Source organism: Pseudomonas danubii, assembly GCF_042980055.1.
GTDB classification, from domain to species: domain Bacteria; phylum Pseudomonadota; class Gammaproteobacteria; order Pseudomonadales; family Pseudomonadaceae; genus Aquipseudomonas; species Aquipseudomonas danubii.
Map to the genome: position 1 here is coordinate 5615461 of NZ_CP116502.1, position 26302 is coordinate 5641762.

The window sequence follows — 26302 nt, forward strand, 5'->3', positions numbered from 1 at the left end:
GAAGCAATTACCAACTAATAAGTGAAATCGATTTATCGTATTTCAAATATAAGCCCAGCTTTTAAGAGGATCTGCCCATGTCGGTTTCCCACGCACAGTTGAAGGCCTTTCATGCGGTGGCCGTGCACGGCAACTTCACCAAGGCCGCCGAACGCCTGTTCCTCACCCAGCCGGCGATTTCCGATCAGGTGCGCAAGCTCGAAGAGCGCTTCGGCGTCATCCTGTTCCATCGCAACAAGCGCTCGGTACGCCTCACGGATCTGGGAGAACGCCTGTTGGCCATCACTCAGCGCCTGTTCGTGGTGGAGGCCGAAGCCAAGGAACTGTTGCAGGATTCCCAGGCCTTGCAGACCGGCAGCCTGGTACTGGCGGTGGATGCCCCGGTGCATGTGCTGCCGCAGATCGCCCGGTTCTGCGAGCTGTACCCCGGGATCAATGTGAAGATCGAGACCGGCAACACCGATGAATCCCTGCTGCGTCTGTTCAACTACCAGGCCGACCTGGCCCTGCTGGGACGCGAGGTAGACGACGAGCGCCTGCTGTCCTTGACCCTGCGCAACGACCCGATGGTGGCCTTTGTCTCGCGCAATCATCCCTGGGCCGATCGCCAGTCCATCTGCCTGGCCGACCTGGATGACACGCCCCTGGTGCTGCGGGAAGTCGGCTCGGTGACCCGGCAGACCCTGGAAGAGGAAATGAATCGGGCCGGCCTGCGGATACGCCCGACCATCCAGGTGGAGGGCCGGGAAGCAGCGCGGGAGGCGGTAGTGGTGGGGATTGGCGTGGGGGTGGTCTCGGCCGCGGAGTTCGGTGCCGACTCCCGGGTCTGCGCCCTGCCGATCATCGACTGTCAGCGGCGCATGACCGAAACCCTGGTGTGCCTGCGCGAGCAGAGTTCACGGCGGATCGTCGCGACCTTTCTCGACCTGGTACGCGAAAGCCTGGCCTCCCCCACCGCTCCGTAGGCGCCGGCTTGCCGGCGAAAGCGATCTCCAGGCACAACTACCGTAGGAGCCGGCTTGCCGGCGAAGGCGATCCCTCGGGCCTCTTCGCTGGCAAGCCAGCTCCTACAGGGCGGTCAAGGAGCCAGGGCGAAAAACGCCTGGATCAGGCGCAGGTCACGGCGCCGTTCCATGCAACCGAGCATGTGCCGGTTGATCAGGCCAGCGCCACGAATCGGCACCGTGCACACCCGCGGGTCGTGCCCCACTTCCACTGAACTGACGATCCCGACCCCCAACTGCGCCGCCACCGCTTCGGTCACCGCCTCGCGGCTGTCCAGTTCCAGCAGCACGCGGGGCTGGACCCTGGCCAACACGCAAGCCTCATCAAAGGTGCGCCGGGTGATGGAACTGGGTTCGCGCAGCACCATGATCACCTGATCCAGTTGTTCGATGGCAATGCCTTCGGGCAGCTCCAGCCAGGGATGCCCCTGGGGCACCAGGGCACACATCCGCGACTCACCCAGGCTTTGCAGGTGCAGGCCCTTGCGCGGCTCGACTTCGGTCAGCACCGCCACGTCGGCGTGTTCCGACAGCAGCGCCGCCAGGGTTTCCTGGGCATTGCCCAGGCGCAGGTTGACCGTCACCCCCGGATACTTCGCCCGCAGGCTGGCCAGCATCGGCATCACCATGTGCGGGCCGTCCGCCGCCACTTCCAGGCGCCCGGTCAGCAATTGCCGGTTGGCCTCGAGCATGGCCTGGGCCTCTTCGGCCAGGCCGAACATGGCCCGGGTGATGGCCGCCAGCTTGATGCCTTCCTCGGTCAGCTCCACCCGGCGCGCAGTGCGCCGCAGCAGGGTGATCTGGTAATGCTCTTCCAGGGCCTTGATATGCCCGGTCACCGCCGGCTGGCTGATAAACAGCCGCCCGGCGGCCCGGGTGAAGCTGCCTTCACGGGCCACGGCGTCGAATGCGCGGAGTTGAAACAGATTCATAGCTATCGGCCTCACTGATGGCTGGCATAACAACAAACAATTTGATTGATGACAAGGCAAACTGCAATTTAGTCCCCGTAGCTTCATCCCATCACTTTCGAGGACACAGCATGAGCATCGCCGAGCCAATCCTGCTTACCCCCGGGCCCCTGACCACATCCGCCCGCACCCGCCAGGCGATGCTGGTGGACTGGGGTTCATGGGATGACCGCTTCAACCAACTGACAGCCAGCCTGTGCCAGCAACTGCTGGCCATCGTCAACGGCGCCGACAGCCACCACTGCGTCCCCCTGCAAGGCAGCGGCACCTTTGCCGTGGAAGCCGCCATCGGCACCCTGGTGCCCCGCAACAGCAAGGTCCTGGTGCTGATCAACGGTGCCTACGGCAAGCGCCTGGCGAAAATCTGCGAAGTGCTCGGCCGCGACTTCAGCACCTTTGAAACCGCCGAGGACGAACCCACCACCGCCGCCGACGTCGAGCGCCTGCTCCAGGCCGACCACCGCATCAGCCACGTGGCCCTGATCCACTGCGAAACCAGCACCGGCATCCTCAACCCGCTGCCGGAGATCGCCCAGGTGGTGGCCCGCCACGGCAAACGCCTGATCATCGACGCCATGAGCTCCTTTGGCGCCCTGCCCATCGATGCCCGGGAAATCCCCTTCGACGCATTGATCGCCGCCTCCGGCAAATGCCTGGAAGGCGTGCCCGGCATGGGTTTTGTCTTCGCCCGCAAGGAGTCCCTGGCCCAGGCGGCGGGCAACGCCCATTCCCTGGCCATGGACTTGCACGACCAGCACAGCTACATGGCCAAGACCGGCCAGTGGCGCTTCACCCCACCGACCCACGTGGTCGCTGCGTTACATGAAGCCCTGCTGCAGTACAACGAGGAAGGCGGCCTGCCGGCACGCCATGCGCGCTACGCCGACAACTGTCGGACACTGCTGGAAGGCATGGGGAACTTGGGCTTGCGCAGCTTTCTGCCGGAAGCAATCCAGGCGCCGATCATCGTCACCTTCCATGCCCCGCAAGACCCGCGTTACCAGTTCAAGGATTTCTATGAACGGGTCAAGGCCAAGGGCTACATCCTCTACCCGGGCAAGCTGACCCAAGTCGAAACCTTCCGCGTGGGCTGCATCGGTCACGTCGACCGCCGCGGCATGCAGGCCGCCGTCGCCGCCATCGCCGAGGTACTGCAGGAAATGGAAGTCCAGAACATCTGACTCCCCGCCGTGCCTGCAGGAGCGAGCTTGCTCGCGAAACAGGCGATGCGATCCCGAACCTTTTTTCGCGAGCAAGCTCGCTCCTACACAGGCATTGAAACCATGAACTACAGCAACCCTTCTCAGCTGCAAGCGGCGATCCTCGACTGGGCCGGCACCGTGGTGGACTTCGGCTCCTTCGCTCCGACGCAGATCTTTGTCGAAGCCTTTGCCGAATTCGATGTGCAGGTATCTATCGAAGAAGCCCGCGGCCCCATGGGCATGGGTAAGTGGGACCATATCCGCACCCTGTGCGACCTGCCGGAGGTGGCCGAGCGCTACTGCAAAGTCTTCGGCCGTACGCCCACCGATGCCGACGTCACAGCCATCTACGAGCGCTTCATGCCATTGCAGATCGAGAAAATCGCCGAGCACTCGGCACTGATTCCCGGCGCCCTGGAAGTGATTGCCAAGCTGCGCGAGCAAGGCATCAAGATCGGCTCCTGCTCCGGCTACCCCAAGCAGGTGATGGACAAGGTGGTGGCCCTGGCCGCCAGCAACGGCTACGTCGCCGACCATGTAGTGGCCACCGACGAAGTGCCCAATGGTCGCCCCTGGCCGGCCCAGGCCCTGGCCAATGTGATCGCCCTGGGCATCGATGATGTTGCCGCCTGCGTGAAGATCGACGACACCGTGCCAGGGATTCTCGAAGGCCGGCGCGCCGGCATGTGGACCGTGGCCCTGATCTGCTCGGGCAACGCCCTGGGCCTGAGCTATGACGGCTTCCGAGCCCTGGCCAGCGACACCCTGGCCAGCGAGCGCAAGCGCATCCATAAACTGTTCGAGGCTTCGCGCCCGCACTACATGATCGACACCATTGCCGATCTGCCTCAGGTCATCGCCGACATCAACCAGCGCCTGGCCCGAGGAGAGATGCCCCAGAGCCACTGATTCAGGCCCCAGCTCCACAACTAAACGGCGGCGCTCCTGGCACCGCCATTTTTTTATCGGGCATTGCCCCGCCTGGGCCCTGGCAAGGGCGATAAAAGCCCCTGTCGACTCAGGCAAACCCTCGGATAGCGGATTACAGTTACAGCACTCCGTCATGCAAGAACGGAGGCTTCAGACCTGATGACCGAGGATGTCCCATATGCCCTGGAAAAACACTGAGTCTCGCTACAGCAGCATGACGATCACCCTGCACTGGTTGATGCTGGTGCTCTTGGCGGTGGTTTACGCCTGTATCGAATTTCGCGGCATCTTTCCCAAGGGCAGCGGCGCTCGCACGCTGATTGTCGAAGCCCACTTCATGCTCGGCCTGACGGTGTTGGTGCTGGTCTGGCTGCGCCTGTTCGCGCGCACCCAGGGCGTCGCACCGAAGATCGTGCCCAACCCGCCGCAGTGGCAAAGGCTGCTGGCGACGCTCATGCACTGGGCGCTCTACCTGTTCATGATCGCCATGCCGCTGCTCGGTTGGCTGACCACCAGCGCCAAGGGGCATCAAGTGATGTTCTACGGTTTCGATCTGCCGCTGCTGGTGGCAGAGGACAAAAACCTGGCCAAACAACTTCAGGGCTGGCACGAACTGCTGGGTAGCCTGGGTTACTGGCTGATCGGACTGCATGCCCTGGCCGGGCTCTATCACCACTACGTGATGCGCGATAACACCCTGCAACGCATGTGGCGCAAAGCGGATCAGGCCTGATCGGCGAATCCACGGCGGCCTTGCAAGCCGCCGGTATGCACGAAGATCAACCGGCTACCCGCGGCAAAACGCCCGGCCAGGACCTGCGCCTGCAAGGCCAGCAGGGCCTTGCCGGTGTACAGCGGTTCCAATGGCAAGCCGCTGTATCGCTCACTCAGTTGGATGAACTCCCGCAGCTCTGCGTCGACCTTGGCAAAACCGCCACGACTGCTGTCCAGCAGCTCATAACGGCCACTGTTCAGCCCGGCCTCCTGCAAAATATCCGCAACCTGCTGCGCCACCCCGTGATCCGCAGGCACCGCCAGTGCGCCATACACCGGGTGCGCGCCAGCCTCCGCCAGCACCAGCCCGGCCAGGGTGGTGCCAGTACCGACGGCCAGCCACCAACCGTGATAGTCGCTCCAGCCCAAGGCCGGCAACTGTTGCTGCACCTGTTGTAGCAACGGCCGGCAGCCTGAAGCCCCCGCCAGGCCACCGCCCCCTTCGGGCACCGGATACAGCTCGGGGTACTGCGCCTGCCAAGGCGCCCAGAAACCGGGGGAATGGCGCTCCCGGTAACCGGCGTAACCCAGCCAGTGCACCTGCATGCCGAAACGCTGCAGGTCGCGCACGGTCGGGGTGTCTTGTGGATGGCCGCGCAACAGCCCGACCGTGGGGAAGGCAAAACGCCGACCGGCAGCGGCCAGGGCGTGCAAATGATTGGAATGGGCACCGCCCAGGCTGATGATGCCGGTGGCACCACACTGGCGTGCGGTTGCCAGGTGTTCGGTCAGCTTGAACCACTTGTTGCCGCTGATCAGCGGATCGATCAGGTCCAGGCGCAGCACCGCCACCTTGACCCCGGCTTGAGACAGCCAGTCCAGGTCCAGCCGTTGCAGCGGTGCCTGGGGCAGCCAATCGAAGGAATCGGGAAGGGACATCGGCGTCAGGTTCAACATGCAAAGAGGCGCAGTCTACCAGTGCGCCTCTTTGCCCGCTGCGTGTCGCTGACGCCGTTACAGCTGTGCCGCCAGGCGCGAGCCCTGATTGATGGCACGCTTGGCGTCGAGCTCCGCGGCCACATCGGCGCCGCCGATCAAGTGCACATTCTGCCCTGCGGCCAGCAGGCCGTCCTGCAGCTCACGCAGCGGGTCCTGACCGGCGCAGATGACGATGTTGTCGACCGGCAGCACCTGGGGTTCTCCTGCCTCGCCAATGCGGATATGCAGACCGGCGTCGTCGATCTTCAGGTATTCGACACTGTTGAGCATCTGTACCTGCTTGTTCTTCAACCCGGTGCGGTGAATCCAGCCGGTGGTCTTGCCCAGGCCGTCGCCGACCTTGGTTTTCTTGCGCTGCAGCAGGAACACTTGGCGGGCCGGTGCATGGGGCTCAGCCTTGATTCCCGCTACGCCACCACGGGCCTCGAGCTGGGTATCGATGCCCCATTCCTTCCAGAACGCTTCACGGTCCTGGCTGGTGGCCACGCCCTGGTGCACCAGGAACTCGGAAACGTCGAAGCCAATGCCACCGGCACCGATCACTGCCACGCTCTTGCCGACCGGCTTGCGCTCCAGCAGCACGTCCAGATAGCTCAGGACCTTGGAATGCTCCACCCCGGGAATCGCCGGCACACGCGGGGCGATACCGGTGGCCAGGATGATTTCGTCAAAACCGCCGGCTACCAGTTGCTCCACATCCACCCGGGTGTTCAGGCACAGCTCGACATGGCTGGTCTGCAGCTTGCGCTTGAAATAACGCAGGGTTTCATAGAACTCCTCCTTGCCCGGCACCCGCTTGGCGATGTTGAACTGGCCACCGATCTCGCTGGCGGAGTCGAACAGGGTCACCTGATGGCCACGTTCAGCGGCCACGGTAGCGGCGGACAGGCCTGCCGGGCCGGCCCCCACTACGGCAATCTTCTTGATCTGCGTGACCGGCAGGTAGTTCAGCTCGGTCTCGTGGCAGGCACGGGGGTTGACCAGGCAACTGGTGAGCTTGCCGCCGAAGGTATGGTCCAGGCACGCCTGGTTACAGCCGATGCAGGTGTTGATCTCGTCGGCGCGACCGGCGGCGGCTTTATTGACGAAGTCCGGATCGGCGAGGAACGGCCGAGCCATGGAAACCATGTCGGCATCGCCCTCGGCGAGGATCTGCTCGGCGATTTCCGGGGTGTTGATGCGGTTGGTGGTGATCAGCGGAATGCTCACCGAACCGCGCAGCTTGGCCGTGACTTTGCTGAATGCGGCGCGAGGCACCTTGGTGGCGATGGTGGGAATTCGTGCTTCGTGCCAGCCGATCCCGGTATTGATGAGGGTGGCGCCGGCCTGTTCGATGGCCTGGGCCAGCTGCACGATTTCTTCCCAGGTGCTGCCGCCTTCCACCAGGTCGAGCATCGACAGGCGGAAGATGATGATGAAGTTCGGACCGACCGCCTCACGCACCCGGCGAACGATTTCCACCGGCAGGCGCATGCGGTTTTCGTAGCTGCCACCCCAGCGGTCGGTACGGTGGTTGGTGTGGGCCGCCAGGAACTGGTTAATGAAATAACCTTCCGAGCCCATGATTTCGACGCCGTCGTACTCGGCTTTCTGGGCCAGGGTCGAGCAGGTGACGAAGTCGCGGATCTGCTTCTCGATGCCTTCCTCGTCCAGCTCCTTGGGCTTGAACGGGTTGATCGGCGCCTGGATCGCGCTGGGGGCGACCTGCTTGGGGCTGTAGGCATAACGCCCGGCGTGGAGAATCTGCATGCAGATCTTGCCACCCGCCTCGTGCACCGCACGAGTGACGATCTGGTGCTTGAGGGCCTCTTCCTCGGTGGTCAGCTTGGCGGCGCCGGAATACACCCCGCCCTCGTCGTTGGGACCGATACCGCCGGTGACCATCAGGCCCACACCGCCGCGGGCACGCTCGGCAAAATACGCCGCCATGCGCTCGAAACCGCCGGGCTTCTCTTCCAGACCGGTGTGCATGGACCCCATCAGGGTACGGTTGCGCAGGGTGGTGAACCCCAGGTCGAGGGGGGCCAGCAAGTGCGGGTAAGGTGCGGCAGCCATGGTGTCACTCCAGATCGGGCAATCACGGAAAATGTGGAAGCTCTGCGTCTTCCATCGGTAGTGCTCCACAGACTAAGAGCACAGTACCCGGTGCTCAATGACCGTAACTGACAACTTATTGATCCAAACGCACAGCGCCCCTTGGCAAGCGTCGGCCCGGGCCCTACCCTAGTCGACGACTCCTGCACACGGCCGCTGACTGTTTCCCCATGCGCAAACTTCTCTACATCATCCTCACTCTGGCCCTGCTTGCAGCCGCCACCCGCTACGCAATCTGGACTCGCGACCGTCCAGAGGCGCACTACCTGTCGGACCTGCGCATCCAGCTCGCGGTGGATCAAGGCGTGCCAGCCGATCATGGCAACCTGCTGGCGATTCAGCCTGAACTGTTCCCCACCGACTACCAGAACATCGAACGCCTGCATCGCAAGCTGGCGGCCTACTTGCAGCAAGCCACTGACAAAGGCCTGGTCAACGCCAAGACCATCGTCGTGCTACCGGAGCATATCGGCACCTGGCTGATGGTCAGTGGTGAAAAGAACGAGCTGTACCAGGCCGCCTCCTTGAAAGAAGCGATGAACTGGCTGGCCGTGAGCAACCCATTGCCGTTTCTCAAGGCGCTGATCAGCGCCAGGGGCGACAGTCGCCTGGACGATGCGTATCTGCGCATGAAGGCGAAGAAAATGGCCAAGGACTATCAGTGGCTGTTCGGCGGCCTGGCCAAGGAGTTCCAGGTGACCCTGGTGGCCGGCACCATCATTCTGCCGGAGCCCAGTGTCAGTCAGGGCACCCTGCAGATTGGCAGCGGCGCCCTGTACAACAGCAGCCTGGTGTTCGGCAGCGATGGCCTGCCCATGGGCCAGCCCCAGCGGCAGATCTACCCGACCTATGCCGAAAGCGGCTACCTGAAGGGCGATACCGATACAGCGCTACGGGTGATCGATACCCCCGCCGGACGGCTCGGCGTATTGATCGGCAGCGACAGCTGGTACCCGGAAAACTATCGCAAGCTCAATGAGCAGAGCACTCAATTGGTGGCGGTTCCGGCCTTTGTCATGGGCCGCGACGGCTGGGACAAACCCTGGCGCGGTTACAAGAGCATCGCCACCCCCAGTGAAGTCAGCCTCAAGCCCGAGGAAGCCAGCGAAGGCGAGGCCTGGCATCGCCTGACCCTCACTGCCCGCCCGCCCAGCAGCCTGGCCAGTGCCGGGGTCAGCGTGTTCCTGCGTGGCCAGTTCTGGGACCAGCGCAGCAGCGGCCAGAGCTTTATCAACAGCAATGGCCAGACCTTTGCCGACGAGGGCACCCGGGGTGCTCGCTTGCTGAACATCTGGTTGTAGTCGATGAAGACGCCGCCGATGCGCCTGGGAGACCTTTCGGTGGGGTTCGTCCACAGCCTGGTGGACGCGGTCCGCAGCCATGGGCTGGACCCGACACCGTTGCTGGAACAATACGCACTGGACGCCGCCAGGCTGGGGGAAGCCGGGGCACGCTTGTCGATCCCCCGCTACATGCGCCTGGGCCACGGGGCGATCCAGCTGACCGGTGACCCGGCACTGGGTCTGCGCATGGGCCGCCTGAGTCGCCTGAGCCAGATGGGCCTTGCTGGGGTGACTGCCGCGCAAGCCCCTACCGTGCGCGAAGCGGCTCGCTGCCTGACCCGTTTCGAGGCCTTGTACGGCTCCAACTATCGCGGCCAGTCGAGCTTTCACGAAGACGCCAACGGTGCCTGGCTGCGCTTTTATTCCATCAGCCCCTACAACGCCTACAACCGTTTCGTCGTGGACTCGATCATGTCCGGCTGGCTTCAGCAGCTGTCGAGCCTTTGCGGCCAGGCCATTCATGCCGAGCAGATCGACATCGAGTTCGAGCGCCCGGACTATCACGACGCCTATGCCCTGCTCGGCCCAACGCCCATCCAGTTCGGTGCTGAACAGAACCAGCTGCGCTTGAGCCAGGCCAACCTGGCCCTGCGCAATCCGGAGCATTGCCCCAGCACCTGGCGGCATCTGGTGCAGCTATGTGAAAGAGAACTGGAACAGTTGACCCGGACCCGCAGCCTGCGCGAACGCATCATTCAGCTGTTGGGCCCTCTGCTCAACGGTGGCCGTGAGCCGGACCTGGAAGAAGTGGCGATGCGCCTGAAGCTGCCGACCTGGACCCTGCGGCGCAAGCTGGCGGAAGAAGGGACGCAGTTTCGAGCGATTCTCAACGACACTCGCCGCGACCTGGCCATGACCTATATCCGCGATACCGAACTGGCATTCGGCGAGATCGCCTATCTGTTGGGCTTTGCCTCAGCCGAGGCATTTCAACGGGCTTTCAAGCGTTGGAACGGGCAGACCCCGGGGGAATTCCGGCGCAGCCACCGACAATTCGGCTAAAAAAAAACGCCACCGGCGTTACAGCTCGGTGGCGTCTTCTGCTGGTTCCAGGGGATCGAGCTCGAAAGCTTGATACTCCAGCAGTTCCTCTTGGTATTCGTCCATGGCGGACTCCTTTTCCGTTGATTGAATAACCCTGTGCCTAATGACTGTCGGGACCAGCATAAAGTGCCGGGATGACAGAAAAAATACTACCCCTCCGGTCAAGATTTATGTCGTTAAAACGTAACAGCCCGTGAGAAATTTAAGCTGTGGATACCTGTGCAACGGCAATGATTGCAGTCGAAGGCGAGCGCGATGTAAACATCGGGCCGACTTTAAAGAGTCGGCCCGAGCACCCTAGAACCGATCAGTGCCCGCTGCCCGGCAGAGCGGGAATCGGCTCGGTCGGCGGCGGCAGACTGCTGGCGGGGGGCGCAGTGACGGCTTGATTGGCAGGCGCCGGCTCGCTGCTGGCAGCCGGCACAATCGGCGCGACTTCCGCTGGTGGAGCCACGGGCTGGGAGAGCGTTGGCTCAGGCTCATTGGCGGGCACCAGCGGCGCGACCACAGCACTCGGCTCGATCACTGGGCTCTGTGGCTTGGACTCAGGCTTGGGTTCCGCCTCGGGCTTGTTTTCAGGAACCCCCAGATCAGCCTTGGGCTTCTCTTCGATATGTGCAGCCTTCTTCACTTCCTGGGGCAAAAACAGCTCGACCAGGGCGAAGTAGCGCTCATAGAACTTGGCGGACGACACCGTCTCACTGGCCACCTTGACCATGGAATCGTCGGTGGAACCGATCGGCATTGACACCGAACCCAGCACTCCGACGCCCAGGCTCGCCGAGTTGTTCACCTTCTTGAGTGCATAACGGTCCTGCAAGGCGTTGGCAAACACCGTCGAACGTTGGTCGCCGCTGCCATCCTGGGCACAGACCACATTGAAGCTGATCTCCAGATGGGTCTCACCGGTCTGCTGGAAGCTCTTGTGGCCACTGACCAGCTTCGGGTCGTTGCTGGTGATGATGTAGCCCTGGCTCAGCAGAGCCCGGCGTGCGGCTTCACAGGAAGCGGTATCGCTGACCGGGTAATTGCGCGAAAAAGTGCCGGAATCATCGAAGCTTTCATGCTCGTAGATGGCGGTCTTGTGCGTCGAACAACCGGCGACAGCGGACAGCAGCAATGCCGTGGCTGCGGCGCGCAGATGAAATGATCTAAACATCGAAAATCCTGAGGAAAACGCTCCGGCGCGTATTGTGCAACAGATCAATGCCACACCGCGCAGGTAATTGGTGTCTTAAATTTCACACAAGTTTACTGACCGTTGTTTGCCGGAAAAAGTCGCTCGCTCAAGTGCTCGATCAACACCCTCAGCTTGGCCGCCGCATGTCGGCTCGATGGCCACAGCACCCAGAACGTGCCGCTGTGTTCCAGGTACTCGTCGAGCACTGTCTGCAACGCTCCCCGGCGGACCGCCGCCTGCACCATGAAATCCGGCAAACAGGCGATACCCAAACCGCTGCGGGCAGCGTGTTCCACAGCCTCGATGGAGCTGCTGGTCAAGCGGGTCGGCAGCAGCGGTTCCGGTAAGTGGGCCTGGGGCTTGAACGGCCACGGCTCAAGTTTGCCGGTGTGGTGAAAGGTGTGCCGCAGGCAGGCGTGCTCGCGCAGTTGCTGGGGACATTGCGGCAAGCCGCGCTGCTTGAAATAGTCGGGACTGCCCACCAGCACCATATGAAAGCGCCCCAATTGTCGGGCCAGGAGCCGGGAGTCCTTGGGATTGCCCGTGCGCACTACCAGGTCAAACCCCTCCTCCACCACGTCCACCATGCGATCGGAAAGGTCCACGTCCAGCTCGATCTGTGGATAGAGCTGCATGAACTCCGCCAGTACCGGCATCAACAGCCCGTGAACTTGGGGAGCGCTGATCCGCAACTTACCTACAGGCGCACTGGAGGAATCGCACAGCTGGAACTCCGCAGCCTCCGCTTCGGTAGCTATCCGGCGGCAGCGCTCGAGGAACCCGGCCCCCTCGGCGGTCAGGCTGATACTGCGGGTGGTGCGATGGAACAGGCGCGTCTCCAGACGCTCCTCAAGCCGCGCGATGCTCTTGCCCACGGCTGAAGAGGACACTCCCAATAGCCGCCCCGCTTCGGTAAAGCTACGTGTCTCGGCCACCTGCATAAACACCGGAATACTGCCCAGCCAGTCCATTCTGCCTCCTGCGATTAAGGACTTCTGTGTCCGATAAGTTCGGAACCTTAGCCTATTTTTCCGCCATGAACAGAACCCTACCCTGTGAGCTTCATTTCTGCCCCTGCACAACGGTGCCCGACCATGAGCAACTCCGCCAATGCCTGTGAACTGCTACAAGCACCCGCCGAGACCCGCGAACGCCTGCCTGTCGGCGGCCTGCTGGCTCTCGCCAGCGCCGGTTTCATTACCCTGATGACCGAGACCCTGCCGGCCGGGCTGCTGCCACAAATGAGTGCCAACCTTGGCGTCTCACCTGCACTGATTGGCCAACTGGTGACCTTCTATGCCCTGGGTTCGCTACTGGCCGCCATCCCGCTGATCATCCTCACCCAGGGCTGGCGGCGGCGCCCCTTACTGTTGCTGGCCATCGCCGGCTTTGCCCTGGTCAACAGTGTTACCGCCCTCTCCAGTGACTACAGCCTGATTCTGGTGGCACGCTTTTTCGCCGGAGTCTTCGCCGGCCTGCTCTGGGCCTTGCTGGCCGGGTATGCCAGCCGTATGGTGGCGCCCCACTTGCAAGGACGGGCAATCACGCTGGCCATGCTCGGCGCGCCGGTGGCTCTGTCGGTGGGAATGCCCGCTGGAACCTGGCTGGGCAACCTGGTGGGCTGGCGCATGAGCTTTGCTGTCATGACCTTGCTGACCCTGGGGCTCATTGGCTGGGTACTGGTTCAGGTGCCGGACTTCCCGGGGCTGCGCGCACAGAAGCGCTTGTCGCTGGCTCGAGTCCTGGCCTTGCCGGGGATCCGACCAGTGCTGTTCGTGACTTTTGCCTATGTGCTGGGACACAACATTCTCTACACCTACATCGCGCCCTTTCTTCAGCCGATCGGGCTTGGTGAGCAGATCGAGCGGGTGTTGCTGGTATTTGGCCTGGCTGCATTGTTGAGCATCTGGCTGGTGGGCCTGCTGATCGATCGCTGGCTGCGTCAACTGGTGCTGGTCAGTTGCCTGCTGTTCATCGGCTCGACCCTGATGCTGGGGCTGCTGAGTGACTGGCCAGTGGCGATCTATGGGGCGACCGCTATCTGGGGGCTGTCCTTCGGCGGCATGGCCACCCTGCTGCAAACCGCACTGGCCAAGGCCGCAGGCGAGCACGCTGACACCGCGCAGTCGATGCTGGTCACCCTATGGAACCTGGCGATCGCCGGTGGCGGCCTGGGTGGCGCCTTGCTGCTGCAAGGGCCGGGAGTGGCGATCTTCCCCTGGGTGATCGCCGCGCTGTTGCTGATCAGCCTGGTGGTGGCGGTGAACGCCCGGCACCAGGGCTTTCCAGTCAGACGCTGATCCTCGACCCAAGCCTTGGCAACCGGGCGTTCTCGCGGCAACAGAGCCTGCCAGGTCGCTAGCCTTCAGCCGAAGCGCCAGTCTGCAAAGCAGTATCCACTTTTGCGTGCGCAGCGGATCGGGCTTTGCGACTGCGTACCAACGGCCAGAACAGCTCCTCCTTCCAGCTCACCGACGCCAAGTGCTCGATACCGAAGGTAACGGGCCGGCGGCGGGTGATCTTCGCGGTGCCAAACAGCACATCCCAGAGGAACAGCAAGTTACCGAAGTTGCCCTTGTAGTGGGTCACGCCATCCTCGGCGCTCAGGCCATGGTGAGCCGAATGGGTCGAAGGCGTTGAAAAGACTCGCTCCACCAGCCACATCAGTGGCCGGAGAAAACCGATGCGGTACAGCTTGTCGTCCCAGGCCACGCTGCTGTGTGCGGCGAAGATCACCGTCATCTTGAGAATCAGGTAACCGTAATAGACCGGCGCCAGCCCCAGGTAGATCAGCACCCCGGAGAACCAGATTCCGGGCATCAGCAGGTAATAGAAGCTGTTGTTGCGATAAACGATGCGAATGCTCATGTAGGGCGCTGAATGGTGAGCCCGGTGCAGGGCATACAGCGCGGGGAGACGATGGGTCAGGCGGTGCCACCAGTATTGGGTCATGTCATCGAAGATCAGGAACAACAGCAGACCAAGCACCCAGGGCGTATCCGCCAGCATGCCCTTGGCTTGTGGCAGTGCCAGGCCCATGAGCGCACCGCTGGCCCACATCACCAGGGGAAAGGTCACGCCGAGCAACAGGCTTGAGCCCACCGCCTCGATCAGCACGTCGCGGCGCTGGCCACGGGGTTGGCGAAAGGCTGAACAAGCTATTTCCAGGAGGATGAAAAACACAAAGATCGCCGAAACGATCAACAGGGGGTTGTTGGTCATCAGATCGTGGTTCATGGCATTCTCGCTCTTATCCTTATGGGCAACGCCCGACCATTAGAGATCAGCAAGGCAGCCCTCTCTATGCGCGAAATGGACAGAATCCAGCGAGATCCGGCCAACCGAGCGGCCCCGCGCTTTCATCGAGGACGCCTCGGTGAAGTCTTGCAACGCTTCCTCAATGACCAGAGCGCCGCCACGCACCAGGACTACAACCTGCTGCACCTGGAACAGCTATGGCGCGCGGCGGCGGCGTTGGAGCCGGCCATAGGCCTCAAACTGTTCGAACGCTTCACGCCCCAGGACTGGCACGTTATTGCCCACGCCAGCCTCTACTGCCCGGATGTTGCCGCGTCCATGGCATTCTGGGTTCGCTATGCGCCGTTGGGCTCGGACACTGATCGCGTGCAACGGGTGACGGATGCCCGAGGTTCTGGTGTTGAAATCCATATCGACACCTCGGCGGAGTTGAGCCGCTACCTGATCGAACACTATGGAGTCATGTCCATCACTCAACTGCGGCGTGGTACTGGTCTTGCGGTTCGGCCCGTGCTGGCCTGCTTCAGCCATTCGCGTCCCGACTATCACGCGCAATACCAGCATTGGTTTGGCGACCGTATCGAATTCGATTGCCGGGCCAACCGTTTCTACTTCGAACCGCAAAGCCTGCAACTGCCACTGCAGACCCGCCACGCCGGCATGCTCGACCTGTTGAGCGAAGAGCTGGATCGACGGGTGGCCCTGCACCAACGGCTGAGCGGTTGGGCAGCCAAGGTGGCCAGGGCCTGTCGTCAGGCCCTGGCGGCGGGCCATCCAGTAACCCTGGAAAGCCTTTGTGCCCATCTGCATCAAACCCCACGCACGCTGCGGCGACGTCTCGCGGAACAGGGGCTGAGTTTTCGCCAGTTGCTGGACCAGACCCGCGCCGAGCTGGAAATGCATCTGGAATTGCAAGGCGAATCCCGGACGCAGATTGCGCTACAGCTGGGCTACAACGATCAGGCGGCCTATCTGCATGCGCGCAAGCGCTGGCACACCACCGGCACCTGAGGTTTATCCGAGCTCAAAAAAAGACCCCGGCATTGCGGCCGGGGTCTTTTCAACACTGCGGTTCAGGCATTAGTAACGCTTGATGTCCGCCTGGTTTTCCAGCTGCTTGCGGTAGGCGGCAAAATCTTGCTGCCCTACCCGCGAGGCCAGGAAGCGACGGTATTGAGCCTTCTCTTCCTCGGTCGGCGCAGCGGCTTCATTGACGGCATTGAGCTGCAGCACCAGCAGATTGCCGTTAGGCAGGGTCACGCTAGTGAAGGTCGGTTTGTCCTTGGACTCAGGCTTGCTCATGCGGAACAACGCCTGCAGAACAGTTGGATCGATACCATCCTGACCACGGGTCACCGCTTGTGCGACTTTCCAGTTCTGGCCATCAACCGGCTTGTTCAGCGCGGTCTTGCCATCACGCAAGCTGGCAATCAGCTCTTCAGCCTTGGTCTTGGCCGCAGCACTGGCGTGCTCCTTGGCCAATTGCGTGCGAATGGCACTGGCGACGCTTTCCAGAGGCAGTTGCTCAGGTTTGCGATGCTCTTTGGCTCGCAGCACCACGACAGTTTCCGGGTCCAGTTCGATGGCGGTGCTGTTGGAACCCTCGTCGAGGACTTCGGTGCTGAACGCTGCTTGCACCACTGCACGGTTGGCAGCGATACCGTCGCCACCGTCACGGCCGAACGGCGCGGAGGTGTGAACAGTCAGCTTCAGCTCCTGAGCCGGTTGTGCCAGATCGGAGGCTTCGAACGAAGAGTCCTCCAGCTGCTTGGTCGCCTCAACGAAACGCTGCTCGACCTGCTGAGTTTTCAAGTCGCGGGTCAGCTTGTCCTTGAGACTGGCGAAGCTCGGCACTTCCGGTGCTTCGATGCCCAACAGCTTGATCAGGTGGAAACCGAAGTCCGTACGCACCGGAGCCGAGACCTGATCCTTATTCAGCGCATACAGCGCCTTCTCGAAGGTTGGGTCATAAACACCTGGACCGGCGTAGCCCAAGTCGCCACCGTTATTAGCCGAGCCTGGATCCTGGGAGAATTCCTTGGCCAGTGCCTCGAAGCTTTCGCCTTTGGCCAGACGCGCCTGGATCTCTTCGACCTTGGCCTTGGCCTGAGCCTCGTTCACCTTGTCGTTGACTTCGATCAGGATGTGCGCGGCACGACGTTGCTCGGACAGGTTGGCGATTTCCTTCTGATACAGCGCCTGCAGGTCCTCGTCCTTGACACTGACCTGATCAAAGAAGGCAGCCTTCTTCAGCTCGATGTAATCAATCACCACTTGGTCGGGAGTCATGAACTCCTTGGCGTGCTGATCGTAATAGGCCTTGACCTCGTCATCGGTCAGCTTGATCGCTGCCGGATCAGCCTTGATGCTCAGTGAAGCGAAATCTCGGGTCTGTTTTTCCAGACGAGCGAACGCCAGTACCTGAGCATCGGTCACGAAACCACTGCCCGCCAGACCGGCACGCACCTGACCGATCAGCATTTCCTGAGCCAGCATCTGGCGGAATTGCAGACGGGTGTAGCCCAACTGACGAATCACCTGATCGAAACGCTCAGGGCTGAATTTGCCTTCAACCTGGAATTCCGGCGTTTGCAGGATCACCTGATCCAGCGCGCCCTCGGAGAAGGCAAACTTGGAATCCTGTGCACCTTGCAGCAACAGTTTGCGGTCGATCAGCCCTTTCAAAGCGGCTTCGCGCAGCATCTTCTCATCCAGCAGGGAGGCATCGAAATCTTTGCCCAACTGTTGCATCAGTTGACGACGTTGCATGTCGACGGCCTGGCTCAACTCGTTCTGAGTGATTTCCTCGCCGTTGACCTTGGCCGCGTCCTGGTTATGGGTAGTGGCCTGGAAAATGGCATCGAAACCGGTCAACGCCAGCAATGCGACGATGACCCCGATGATGGTTTTGGCAATCCAGCCTTGTGAGTTGTCCCTGATATTCTGCAGCATGCGTCCCCCAGAAACGGCTGTACTTCAATTTAAGCAACCGTGGAGTGTGGGTAGAGTCCGGATAGAAGAAAGGCGCATCCGAGGATGCGCCTTCTCGTAACTGGCGGAGCGGACGAGAGCTGAACCTGCGACCCTCGGCATTGGCCGGTGATGCACCGGCCTACTGGCGCCCCGCTGCCAGATCAGGCATGACCCCGACCCGGATGGGCAAAGACCCTGAAGAAACTTAGTTTACGGCTTCTTTCAGTGCTTTACCGGCTTTGAAACCTGGCTTTTTAGCAGCAGCGATTTCCAGAGTCTTACCGGTCTGTGGGTTGCGACCGATACGAGCTGGACGATCCGTTACGGAGAAAGTACCGAAACCAACCAGAACAACAGAGTCACCGGCCTTCAGAGCGCCAGTAACGGATTCGATTACTGCGTCCAGCGCACGGCCAGCAGCAGCTTTCGGGAGATCAGCAGATGCAGCGATAGCATCAATCAGTTCCGACTTGTTCACTCTAAGTCCCCTTACATATCTATGAGTATGATTCTAAGTTTTTTGGTGAAAGCAAAAACGAGTGCTGAATGGCCTACAGACACTTAAGAGCCGCTTTATAACAAGGGCTCTAAAAAGCTGTCAAGGAAGCCCCCCAGGCTAATGCGTACTAATGCGTGCTAATTCTTTCCTTAGAGTCAGACTCGCGTTTTTCGTCCTTTGCAACTATCTCGGGAGCCACATCCGGCAAGGGCTCCGGCGCGTATTGCAGCGCAATTTGCAGGACTTCGTCAATCCATTTAACTGGTTTAATCTGCAGATCCTGCTTGATATTGTCAGGAATTTCTTTCAAATCGCGAACATTCTCTTCAGGAATGATCACCGTCTTGATTCCACCCCGATGAGCTGCAAGTAATTTCTCTTTCAGCCCGCCGATGGCCAATACCTGACCGCGCAGGGTGATCTCCCCTGTCATCGCTACATCAGCCCGCACCGGAATGCCGGTCAGCGCCGAAACCAACGCCGTGCACATGCCTATGCCCGCGCTAGGGCCGTCTTTAGGGGTAGCCCCTTCCGGCATGTGGATGTGGGTGTCGCGCTTCTCGTGGAAGTCCAAGGGAATACCCAGGCTCTTGGCACGACTGCGTACCACGGTCAGCGCGGCAGTGATCGACTCGACCATGACATCGCCCAGGGAGCCGGTCTTGATCAACTGACCCTTGCCTGGAACCACAGCGGCTTCGATCGTCAGCAACTCACCGCCTACCTGAGTCCAGGCCAGGCCGGTCACTTGGCCGATCTGATCCTGCTGCTCGGCCAGGCCGTAGCGGAATTTACGCACGCCCAGGAAGTGTTCCAGCAGATCGGAAGTGACCTTAACAGAGAAGCGTTTTTCCATCGCATGCTCTTTCACCGCCTTGCGGCAGACCTTGGCGATCTGACGCTCCAGGCCCCGCACACCGGCTTCGCGGGTGTAGTAGCGGATGATGTCGCGAATCGCATCGGGGTCGAATTCCAGCTCGCCTTTCTTCAGTCCATTGGCCTGAATCTGCTTGGGCGACAGGTACTTGACCGCGATGTTGATCTTCTCGTCCTCGGTGTAGCCAGGCAGACGAATCACCTCCATCCGATCCAGCAATGCTGGGGGAATATTCATCGAGTTGGAGGTGCAAAGGAACATCACATCGGACAAGTCGTAATCAACTTCCAGATAATGATCGTTGAAGTTGTGGTTCTGCTCAGGGTCCAGAACCTCCAGCAACGCCGACGCCGGATCACCACGCATATCACTGCCCATCTTGTCGATTTCGTCGAGCAGGAACAGCGGGTTGCGAACGCCCACCTTTGTCATCTTTTGAATCAATCTTCCTGGCATCGAACCGATGTAAGTTCGACGATGACCACGGATTTCCGCTTCATCACGTACACCACCCAGCGCCATACGCACAAACTTACGGTTGGTCGCATTGGCGATCGACTCCGCAAGAGAGGTCTTACCTACCCCAGGAGGACCGACGAGGCACAGCACCGGACCACGAATCTTCTTCACGCGCTTTTGTACGGCGAGATATTCGAGAATCCGCTCTTTGACCTCTTCCAGACCATAGTGATCGGCGTCGAGAATATCCTCGGCACGCGCCAGGTCGAGACGCACCTTGCTCTGGGCCTTCCAAGGCACTTGAACCAGCCAATCGATATAGGAGCGAACCACCGTAGCCTCGGCAGACATCGGCGACATCTGCTTGAGCTTGTTGAGCTCGGCCTGAGCTTTGGTCATCGCATCTTTTGGCAGGCCGGCGGCATCGATGCGCTTTTTCAGCTCTTCGATTTCATTGTGACCTTCGTCACCATCGCCCAGCTCCTTCTGAATGGCCTTCATCTGCTCATTCAGGTAGTACTCGCGCTGGCTGCGTTCCATTTGCTTTTTAACGCGGCCACGAATGCGCTTTTCAACTTGCAGCAGGTCGATCTCGGCGTCCAGCAATGCCAGGACGTGCTCGACCCGAGCAGACAGATCAATGATCTCGAGGATTTCCTGTTTCTGCTCGATCTTCAACGCCATGTGCGCGGCCATGGTATCTACCAGGCGGCTTGGTTCGTCGATGCTGTTGAGGGAGGACAACACCTCGGCAGGAACTTTCTTGCCCAGTTGCACATACTGCTCAAACTGGGACAGCAGACTGCGAACAAACACCTCTGACTCACGATCAGGAGCATCTACTTCGTCAATCAGGGAGACTTCGGCACGGCAATGACCATCAACTTCACTGAAGCGTTCGACAGCGCCGCGTTGCTCGCCTTCAACCAACACCTTGACGGTGCCATCAGGCAACTTGAGCAACTGCAAGACAGTTGCAATGGTACCTACGCGATAGAGTGCATCTTCACCGGGATCGTCATCAGCAGGGTTTCTCTGTGCCAGCAAGAGAATCTGCTTGTCGCCCGTCATCGCTGCCTCGAGGGCTTCGATCGACTTCTCGCGCCCCACGAACAGCGGGATAACCATGTGCGGATAAACCACAACATCACGCAATGGCAGGAGAGGCAATTCGATGGTTGTCTTCATGATTTCGCCTCTACGGCGGCCGTACGGCCGTAAACAGATGGAAGTAAGCTTGAAACCAAGATGGGGGCTGCCTGTAAAAAAAACAAGCTTAAAGACAGCACTTTAAGACGCTAAAAGCAAAGGGGCCCGAAGGCCCCTTCTTTCAATCCAACAGCGCGACGCTTACGCGTCTGGCGCCGCCTTGGCCGTCGGCTCACTGTTTTCATAGATGTACAGTGGCTGGGACTTGCCTTCAATGACGCTTTCATCGATCACTACTTTACTCACCTCGGATTGCGAGGGGATCTCGTACATAGTGTCGAGCAGAACACCTTCGAGAATCGAACGCAGGCCACGAGCACCTGTCTTGCGTTCAAGTGCCCGCTTGGCGACTGACTTCAAGGCGTCAGTGCGGAACTCCAGATCAACACCTTCCATCTCGAACAACTTGGCGTACTGCTTGGTCAAGGCATTCTTCGGTTCAGTGAGAATCTGAATCAATGCAGCTTCATCCAACTCATCCAGGGTCGCCAGGACTGGCAGACGGCCAACGAACTCCGGGATCAGACCGAACTTGACCAAATCGTCAGGCTCGACTTCACGCAGGGACTCACCAACCTTCTTGCCCTCTTCCTTGCTACGCACTTCAGCATTGAAACCAATGCCGCCACGGGTAGAGCGGTTTTGAATAACCTTTTCCAGCCCGGAGAACGCGCCACCACAGATGAACAGGATGTTACGAGTATCGACTTGCAGGAATTCCTGCTGCGGGTGCTTGCGACCACCTTGTGGCGGAACGGAAGCAACCGTGCCTTCAATCAACTTCAACAGGGCTTGCTGAACACCTTCACCGGAAACATCCCGAGTAATCGAAGGGTTGTCAGACTTGCGGGAAATCTTATCGATTTCATCGATGTAGACGATGCCCATTTGAGCTTTTTCTACGTCGTAATCGCACTTCTGCAGCAACTTCTGAATGATGTTCTCGACGTCCTCACCCACATAACCAGCTTCGGTCAGGGTAGTTGCATCGGCGATCGTGAACGGTACATTCAACAGACGGGCCAGGGTTTCCGCCAGCAGCGTCTTACCCGAACCTGTAGGGCCGATCAGCAAGATGTTGCTCTTGCCAAGCTCGACGTCGTCACTTTTCTTGTCACGCTGATTCAGACGCTTGTAGTGGTTGTACACCGCTACAGCTAGAACCTTTTTTGCACGTTCCTGACCAATCACGTATTGATCAAGGATGCCGCTGATCTCTTTAGGCGAAGGCAGTTTATGCGCGCTGCTCTCGGCCTGTGCTTCCTGCACCTCCTCACGGATGATGTCATTGCACAAGTCGACGCACTCGTCGCAGATAAAGACCGAGGGGCCGGCAATCAATTTGCGTACTTCATGCTGGCTTTTGCCACAGAAGGAGCAATAAAGCAGTTTGCCGTTGTCCTCGCCGTTGCGGGTGTCAGTCATTCGTTCGATCCAAATCCGATAGGCTTGCAACACAAGATGAAGGCTATTGCGGGCTTTTTCAAGCCCGCCACTGATCAGAACAACTGACCAAGCCTATTTTGAGCTGCTTATTTTAAGCGGGGCGTTGGTTGATTACTTCATCGATCAACCCGTACTCACGCGCTGCTTCGGCGCTCATGAAGTTATCACGATTGGTATCGCGCTCGATTTCTTCCAGAGTGCGCCCGCTATGCTTGGCCATCAGCGTGTTGAGACGCTCACGGATGAAGAGGATTTCCTTGGCATGGATTTCTATATCCGACGCTTGGCCTTGGAAACCGCCCAGGGGCTGGTGAATCATCACTCGGGAGTTTGGCAGGCAGAAACGCTTGCCAGGGGCACCGGCCGTCAGCAAGAAGGCACCCATGCTGCATGCCTGACCAATACAGGTGGTTGAAACGTTAGGCTTGATGAACTGCATGGTGTCGTAGATCGACATGCCAGCCGTTACCGAGCCGCCCGGGGAGTTGATATAGAGATGGATGTCCTTGTCCGGGTTTTCCGCTTCAAGGAATAGCAGTTGCGCACAAATCAGGTTGGCCATGTAGTCTTCTACAGGACCTACCAGAAAGATCACTCGCTCCTTGAGGAGGCGCGAGTAGATGTCGTAGGCGCGCTCGCCACGAGCGGACTGCTCGACAACCATCGGGACCAGGCCGCCTGCGGCCTGGATATCAGAGTTCTGCTGAATATAAGAATTACGGAACATGCTCTGCAGTCACTCCCAAATAGTCACGTCTTGAATACGCATAAGCCAGCGCGAAGGCTGGCTTATGGTGTGTGCTTCGAACGAGAAGAAAATCAGTCGGCTTGAGGTGCTTCTACCGGCTTGACCGCTTCTTCGTAAGAGACCGATTTGTCGGTCACGCTAGCTTTCTGCAGAACAGTATCCACAACTTGTTCTTCCAGCACAACCGAACGGACTTCGTTCAATTGCTGCTCGTTCTTGTAGTACCAGGACACGACCTGCTCAGGCTCCTGGTAAGCCGAAGCCATTTCCTGGATCAGCTCGCGAACGCGGTCTTCATCAGGCTTCAGATCGAATTGCTTAACAACTTCAGCAACGATCAGGCCCAGCACTACGCGGCGCTTGGCTTGCTCTTCGAACAGCTCGGCAGGCAGCTGATCCGGCTTGATGTTGCCACCGAATTGCTGGACAGCCTGAACGCGCAGACGATTAACTTCGTTGTCCAGCAGCGCCTTTGGCACTTCGATCGGGTTGGAGGCCAGCAGACCGTCCATTACCTGATTCTTCACCTTGGACTTGATGGCCTGACGCAGCTCACGCTCCATGTTCTTGCGAACTTCGGCACGGAAACCTTCCAGGCCGGCTTCCTTGATACCGAATTGAGCAAAGAACTCTTCAGTCAGCTCAGGCAGCTTAGGCTCGGAAACGCTGTTAACAGTCACGGTGAACTCGGCAGCCTTGTTGGCCAGATCCAGGTTCTGATAGTTCTCAGGGAAGGTCAGGTTCAGAACACGCTCTTCACCAGCCTTGGCGCCAACCAGACCGTCTTCGAAGCCAGGGATCATGCGGCCGGAGCCCAGTACCAACTGAGTGCCTTTAGCCGAACCGCCTGCAAAAGCTTCACCATCAACCTTACCCACGAAGTCGATGTTCAGTTGATCATCGTTCTGCGCTGCGCGATCAACAACTTCAAAGCGAACATTCTGCTTACGCAGGATCTCCAGCATGTTGTCCAGATCAGCATCAGCTACGTCAGCGCTCAGACGCTCAACAGCGATGTTTTCGAAACCAGCAACCGTGAACTCTGGGAAGACTTCGAAAGTGGCAACGTATTCCAGATCCTTGCCCTTCTCCAGCACTTTAGGCTCGACCGAAGGAGCACCAGCTGGGTTCAGCTTCTGCTCAACAACGGCCTCATAGAAGGAAGCCTGGATCACATCACCCACTGCTTCTTGACGCGCATCAGCCTCATAACGCTGACGAATCACGCTCATTGGAACCTTGCCAGGACGGAAGCCCGCAATTTTGGCCTTTTGGGCAGTCTGCTGCAGACGCTTGTTGACCTGGCTCTCGATGCGCTCAGCCGGCACGGTGATGCTCATGCGGCGCTCAAGAGCAGAAGTATTTTCAACAGAAACTTGCATGGATATTCCTCGTTGCACAGACGTTAGCCGGCCGTTTTCCGACCCCAGAATCAAGGGCATGCATTCTAGTGGGTCAAACTCAAGAAGTCACCCTACTGAAAACGGGTAAAAAACGGCCGACAATGTGAAGGCGAGGACAAAGGGTTGAGCCTCGCCATGAGAGCAAATACTACGAATCCAACCAGAGCCTCTACACCAACCCTTCTATATATAGAAGGAGCCGGCCAGAGCTTCCCTGACAAACACCAACCAATAGCCAAGATCCCAGCATCCAGCGACCAAAGGCCAACCATTGCCCAACCCAGCTGCCCCACCGCTCGTGGAAACACCAGACATATCGGACCCAGAAACGAAAACGGCGCAGCCCTTTTCAGGTGCTGCGCCGTAATCTGCTATTAACTAGCTACTTTATTGGTGCGGACGAAGAGACTCGAACTCTTACACCTTGCGGCGCTGGAACCTAAATCCAGTGTGTCTACCAATTCCACCACGTCCGCTTAACAATCTTTTAAAGCAAAGGCGCCAGACTATTAATCTGGCGCCTTCTTCGAATATGGGGTGGACGATGGGGATCGAACCCACGACAACAGGAGTCACAATCCTGTGCTCTACCAACTGAGCTACGCCCACCATATTGCGTTACTTGTGCCAAAGCTGCCTAATGGCGCACCCGGCAGGACTCGAACCTGCGACCATCCGCTTAGAAGGCGGATGCTCTATCCAGCTGAGCTACGGGCGCCTTATTAATCTGTATTCTTTAACGATTACAAACTAATTGCTTTCAGTCGTTATGAGCTAAACATCAACTCTGCCCGACTTTCTTAACCAGTGCTAGGCTGTGCCCGACAAGTGCGACGAATGTTATAGGCGAGCCTTTAGGTCGTCAACTCTTTTTTGAAAAAAATTCATTTAATTAAAGGAGTTAGGGGAATTTGCAGACCAAGCGCCTTTGCCCTCACGTTCCGACATGCGAGAATACGTTCTCTTTTTCTCTCCCTCTCGATGGTTAATCACGCGTCATGACTGCACAACTAATCGACGGCAAAGCGATCGCCGCTAGCCTGCGCCAGCAGATCGCCAAACGTGTCGCCGAGCGTCGCCAGCAAGGCCTGCGTACTCCGGGCCTCGCGGTGATTCTGGTCGGCAGCGACCCGGCCTCTCAGGTTTATGTCTCGCACAAGCGTAAAGACTGCGAAGAGGTCGGCTTCCTTTCACAAGCCTATGACTTGCCCGCCGACACCACTCAAGAAGCACTGGCGGGCTTGATTGATCGCCTCAATGATGACCCGAACATCGACGGTGTCCTGCTACAGCTGCCACTCCCTGAGCACCTGGATGCCTCTCTACTACTAGAACGCATTCGTCCGGACAAAGACGTGGATGGCTTCCATCCTTATAACGTTGGTCGTTTGGCCCAACGCATTCCCCTGCTGCGCCCCTGCACTCCCAAAGGCATCATGACCCTGCTGGAAAGCACCGGTGCCGACCTGTATGGCATGGATGCAGTAGTGGTCGGCGCATCCAACATCGTTGGGCGCCCGATGGCCATGGAGTTGCTGCTGGCTGGCTGCACCGTGACCGTCACTCACCGCTTCACCAAGGATCTGGCTGGCCATGTCGGCCGTGCCGACCTGGTTGTCGTTGCTGCTGGCAAGCCAGGCCTGGTCAAGGGCGAGTGGATCAAGGAAGGCGCTATCGTCATCGACGTCGGCATCAATCGCCAGGAAGACGGCAAGCTGGTGGGCGACGTGGTTTATGAAACCGCCCTGCCCCGCGCGGGCTGGATCACTCCAGTGCCTGGTGGCGTAGGCCCCATGACCCGCGCCTGCCTGCTGGAAAACACCCTGTACGCCGCAGAATCGCTGCACAGCTGAGTTTTCGACAGCGCACAAAAACCCGCCAATGGCGGGTTTTTTTATGCGCCAACGTTACAACCCCACAGCGCTCTTTATCGCCCCTGAATCTTAGCG

At 59.5% G+C, this 26302-nt stretch carries 21 protein-coding genes and 3 tRNA genes; 9 read left to right on the forward strand and 15 right to left on the reverse strand.

Annotation, left to right across the window (positions count from 1 at the left end; all coding sequences use genetic code 11):
- Positions 1–77 precede the first annotated feature (77 nt).
- Positions 78–965, forward strand: a complete 888-nt coding sequence (locus tag PFZ56_RS25240; RefSeq protein WP_102864667.1) for a LysR substrate-binding domain-containing protein — start codon at positions 78–80, stop codon at positions 963–965.
- Between the two features lie 113 nt (positions 966–1078).
- Here PFZ56_RS25240 and PFZ56_RS25245 read toward each other — a convergent pair whose 3' ends face one another.
- The gene (locus PFZ56_RS25245) at positions 1079–1936 is read right to left on the reverse strand and encodes a LysR substrate-binding domain-containing protein (protein ID WP_110652853.1); all 858 of its coding nucleotides are present in this window, start codon (positions 1934–1936) and stop codon (positions 1079–1081) included.
- 110 nt (positions 1937–2046) lie between these two features.
- Here PFZ56_RS25245 and PFZ56_RS25250 point away from each other — a divergent pair, with 110 nt between their 5' ends.
- The 3 genes from PFZ56_RS25250 (at position 2047) to PFZ56_RS25260 (ending at position 4840) form a co-directional block, all read left to right on the forward strand.
- The gene (locus tag PFZ56_RS25250; RefSeq protein ID WP_170003386.1) at positions 2047–3156 is read left to right on the forward strand and encodes a 2-aminoethylphosphonate--pyruvate transaminase; all 1110 of its coding nucleotides are present in this window, start codon (positions 2047–2049) and stop codon (positions 3154–3156) included.
- A gap of 102 nt (positions 3157–3258) precedes the next feature.
- Positions 3259–4086 (forward strand): phosphonoacetaldehyde hydrolase, encoded by an 828-nt coding sequence (phnX, locus tag PFZ56_RS25255; protein WP_170003384.1) that lies wholly within the window; start codon positions 3259–3261, stop codon positions 4084–4086.
- Positions 4087–4285: 199 nt separating this feature from the next.
- Entirely contained in the window at positions 4286–4840 is a 555-nt protein-coding gene (locus PFZ56_RS25260) for a cytochrome b (protein WP_170003382.1), read from the forward strand.
- Here the strand turns inward: PFZ56_RS25260 and PFZ56_RS25265 are convergent.
- Positions 4831–5760: a 1-aminocyclopropane-1-carboxylate deaminase/D-cysteine desulfhydrase gene (locus PFZ56_RS25265; protein ID WP_170003380.1), complete on the reverse strand. Its 930-nt coding sequence runs from the start codon at positions 5758–5760 to the stop codon at positions 4831–4833. The genes PFZ56_RS25260 and PFZ56_RS25265 overlap by 10 nt on opposite strands.
- A 75-nt stretch (positions 5761–5835) precedes the next feature.
- Complete coding sequence (locus tag PFZ56_RS25270) at positions 5836–7875, reverse strand: NADPH-dependent 2,4-dienoyl-CoA reductase (RefSeq protein ID WP_102881826.1); 2040 nt, start codon at positions 7873–7875, stop codon at positions 5836–5838.
- Positions 7876–8084: 209 nt separating this feature from the next.
- On the opposite strand from PFZ56_RS25270, the gene PFZ56_RS25275 reads away from it, so the two are divergent.
- Together PFZ56_RS25275 and PFZ56_RS25280 are read left to right on the forward strand one after the other, a co-directional pair.
- Positions 8085–9215: a carbon-nitrogen hydrolase family protein gene (locus PFZ56_RS25275; protein WP_170003378.1), complete on the forward strand. Its 1131-nt coding sequence runs from the start codon at positions 8085–8087 to the stop codon at positions 9213–9215.
- A gap of 3 nt (positions 9216–9218) precedes the next feature.
- The gene (locus tag PFZ56_RS25280; RefSeq protein WP_102864660.1) at positions 9219–10259 is read left to right on the forward strand and encodes an AraC family transcriptional regulator; all 1041 of its coding nucleotides are present in this window, start codon (positions 9219–9221) and stop codon (positions 10257–10259) included.
- A 349-nt stretch (positions 10260–10608) separates the two neighbouring features.
- On the opposite strand, the gene PFZ56_RS25285 is transcribed toward PFZ56_RS25280, so the two are convergent.
- Complete coding sequence (locus tag PFZ56_RS25285) at positions 10609–11460, reverse strand: DUF2242 domain-containing protein (protein WP_110596152.1); 852 nt, start codon at positions 11458–11460, stop codon at positions 10609–10611.
- Between the two features lie 92 nt (positions 11461–11552).
- Entirely contained in the window at positions 11553–12452 is a 900-nt protein-coding gene (locus tag PFZ56_RS25290; protein ID WP_102864657.1) for a LysR family transcriptional regulator, read from the reverse strand.
- Positions 12453–12575: 123 nt separating this feature from the next.
- Here PFZ56_RS25290 and PFZ56_RS25295 point away from each other — a divergent pair, with 123 nt between their 5' ends.
- Positions 12576–13781 (forward strand): MFS transporter, encoded by a 1206-nt coding sequence (locus tag PFZ56_RS25295; RefSeq protein WP_170003375.1) that lies wholly within the window; start codon positions 12576–12578, stop codon positions 13779–13781.
- A gap of 58 nt (positions 13782–13839) precedes the next feature.
- Here PFZ56_RS25295 and PFZ56_RS25300 read toward each other — a convergent pair whose 3' ends face one another.
- Complete coding sequence (locus PFZ56_RS25300; RefSeq protein ID WP_170003373.1) at positions 13840–14718, reverse strand: sterol desaturase family protein; 879 nt, start codon at positions 14716–14718, stop codon at positions 13840–13842.
- A 66-nt stretch (positions 14719–14784) separates the two neighbouring features.
- Here PFZ56_RS25300 and PFZ56_RS25305 point away from each other — a divergent pair, with 66 nt between their 5' ends.
- Positions 14785–15750: an AraC family transcriptional regulator ligand-binding domain-containing protein gene (locus PFZ56_RS25305; protein ID WP_170003371.1), complete on the forward strand. Its 966-nt coding sequence runs from the start codon at positions 14785–14787 to the stop codon at positions 15748–15750.
- A gap of 69 nt (positions 15751–15819) precedes the next feature.
- Here the strand turns inward: PFZ56_RS25305 and PFZ56_RS25310 are convergent, their stop codons facing one another.
- The 9 genes from PFZ56_RS25310 to PFZ56_RS25350 form a co-directional block, all read right to left on the reverse strand.
- Positions 15820–17691, reverse strand: a complete 1872-nt coding sequence (locus PFZ56_RS25310) for a SurA N-terminal domain-containing protein (protein ID WP_102864653.1) — start codon at positions 17689–17691, stop codon at positions 15820–15822.
- A 226-nt stretch (positions 17692–17917) separates the two neighbouring features.
- Positions 17918–18190: an HU family DNA-binding protein gene (locus PFZ56_RS25315; protein ID WP_011062271.1), complete on the reverse strand. Its 273-nt coding sequence runs from the start codon at positions 18188–18190 to the stop codon at positions 17918–17920.
- A 148-nt stretch (positions 18191–18338) separates the two neighbouring features.
- Complete coding sequence (lon, locus tag PFZ56_RS25320; RefSeq protein ID WP_102864652.1) at positions 18339–20735, reverse strand: endopeptidase La; 2397 nt, start codon at positions 20733–20735, stop codon at positions 18339–18341.
- A gap of 162 nt (positions 20736–20897) precedes the next feature.
- Positions 20898–22181, reverse strand: a complete 1284-nt coding sequence (gene clpX, locus PFZ56_RS25325) for an ATP-dependent Clp protease ATP-binding subunit ClpX (protein WP_102864651.1) — start codon at positions 22179–22181, stop codon at positions 20898–20900.
- A gap of 112 nt (positions 22182–22293) precedes the next feature.
- Positions 22294–22929 (reverse strand): ATP-dependent Clp endopeptidase proteolytic subunit ClpP, encoded by a 636-nt coding sequence (clpP, locus tag PFZ56_RS25330; protein WP_011062274.1) that lies wholly within the window; start codon positions 22927–22929, stop codon positions 22294–22296.
- A 92-nt stretch (positions 22930–23021) separates the two neighbouring features.
- Entirely contained in the window at positions 23022–24332 is a 1311-nt protein-coding gene (gene tig / locus PFZ56_RS25335) for a trigger factor (protein ID WP_102864650.1), read from the reverse strand.
- A gap of 412 nt (positions 24333–24744) precedes the next feature.
- Positions 24745–24829, reverse strand: a tRNA-Leu gene (locus PFZ56_RS25340).
- A 57-nt stretch (positions 24830–24886) separates the two neighbouring features.
- Positions 24887–24962, reverse strand: a tRNA-His gene (locus PFZ56_RS25345).
- Between the two features lie 32 nt (positions 24963–24994).
- Positions 24995–25071: transfer RNA gene (locus PFZ56_RS25350), tRNA-Arg, on the reverse strand.
- A 280-nt stretch (positions 25072–25351) separates the two neighbouring features.
- On the opposite strand from PFZ56_RS25350, the gene folD reads away from it, so the two are divergent.
- A complete protein-coding gene (gene folD, locus PFZ56_RS25355; protein ID WP_102864649.1) occupies positions 25352–26206 on the forward strand; it encodes a bifunctional methylenetetrahydrofolate dehydrogenase/methenyltetrahydrofolate cyclohydrolase FolD in 855 nt (284 codons plus the stop codon).
- Positions 26207–26302: the final 96 nt, after the last annotated feature.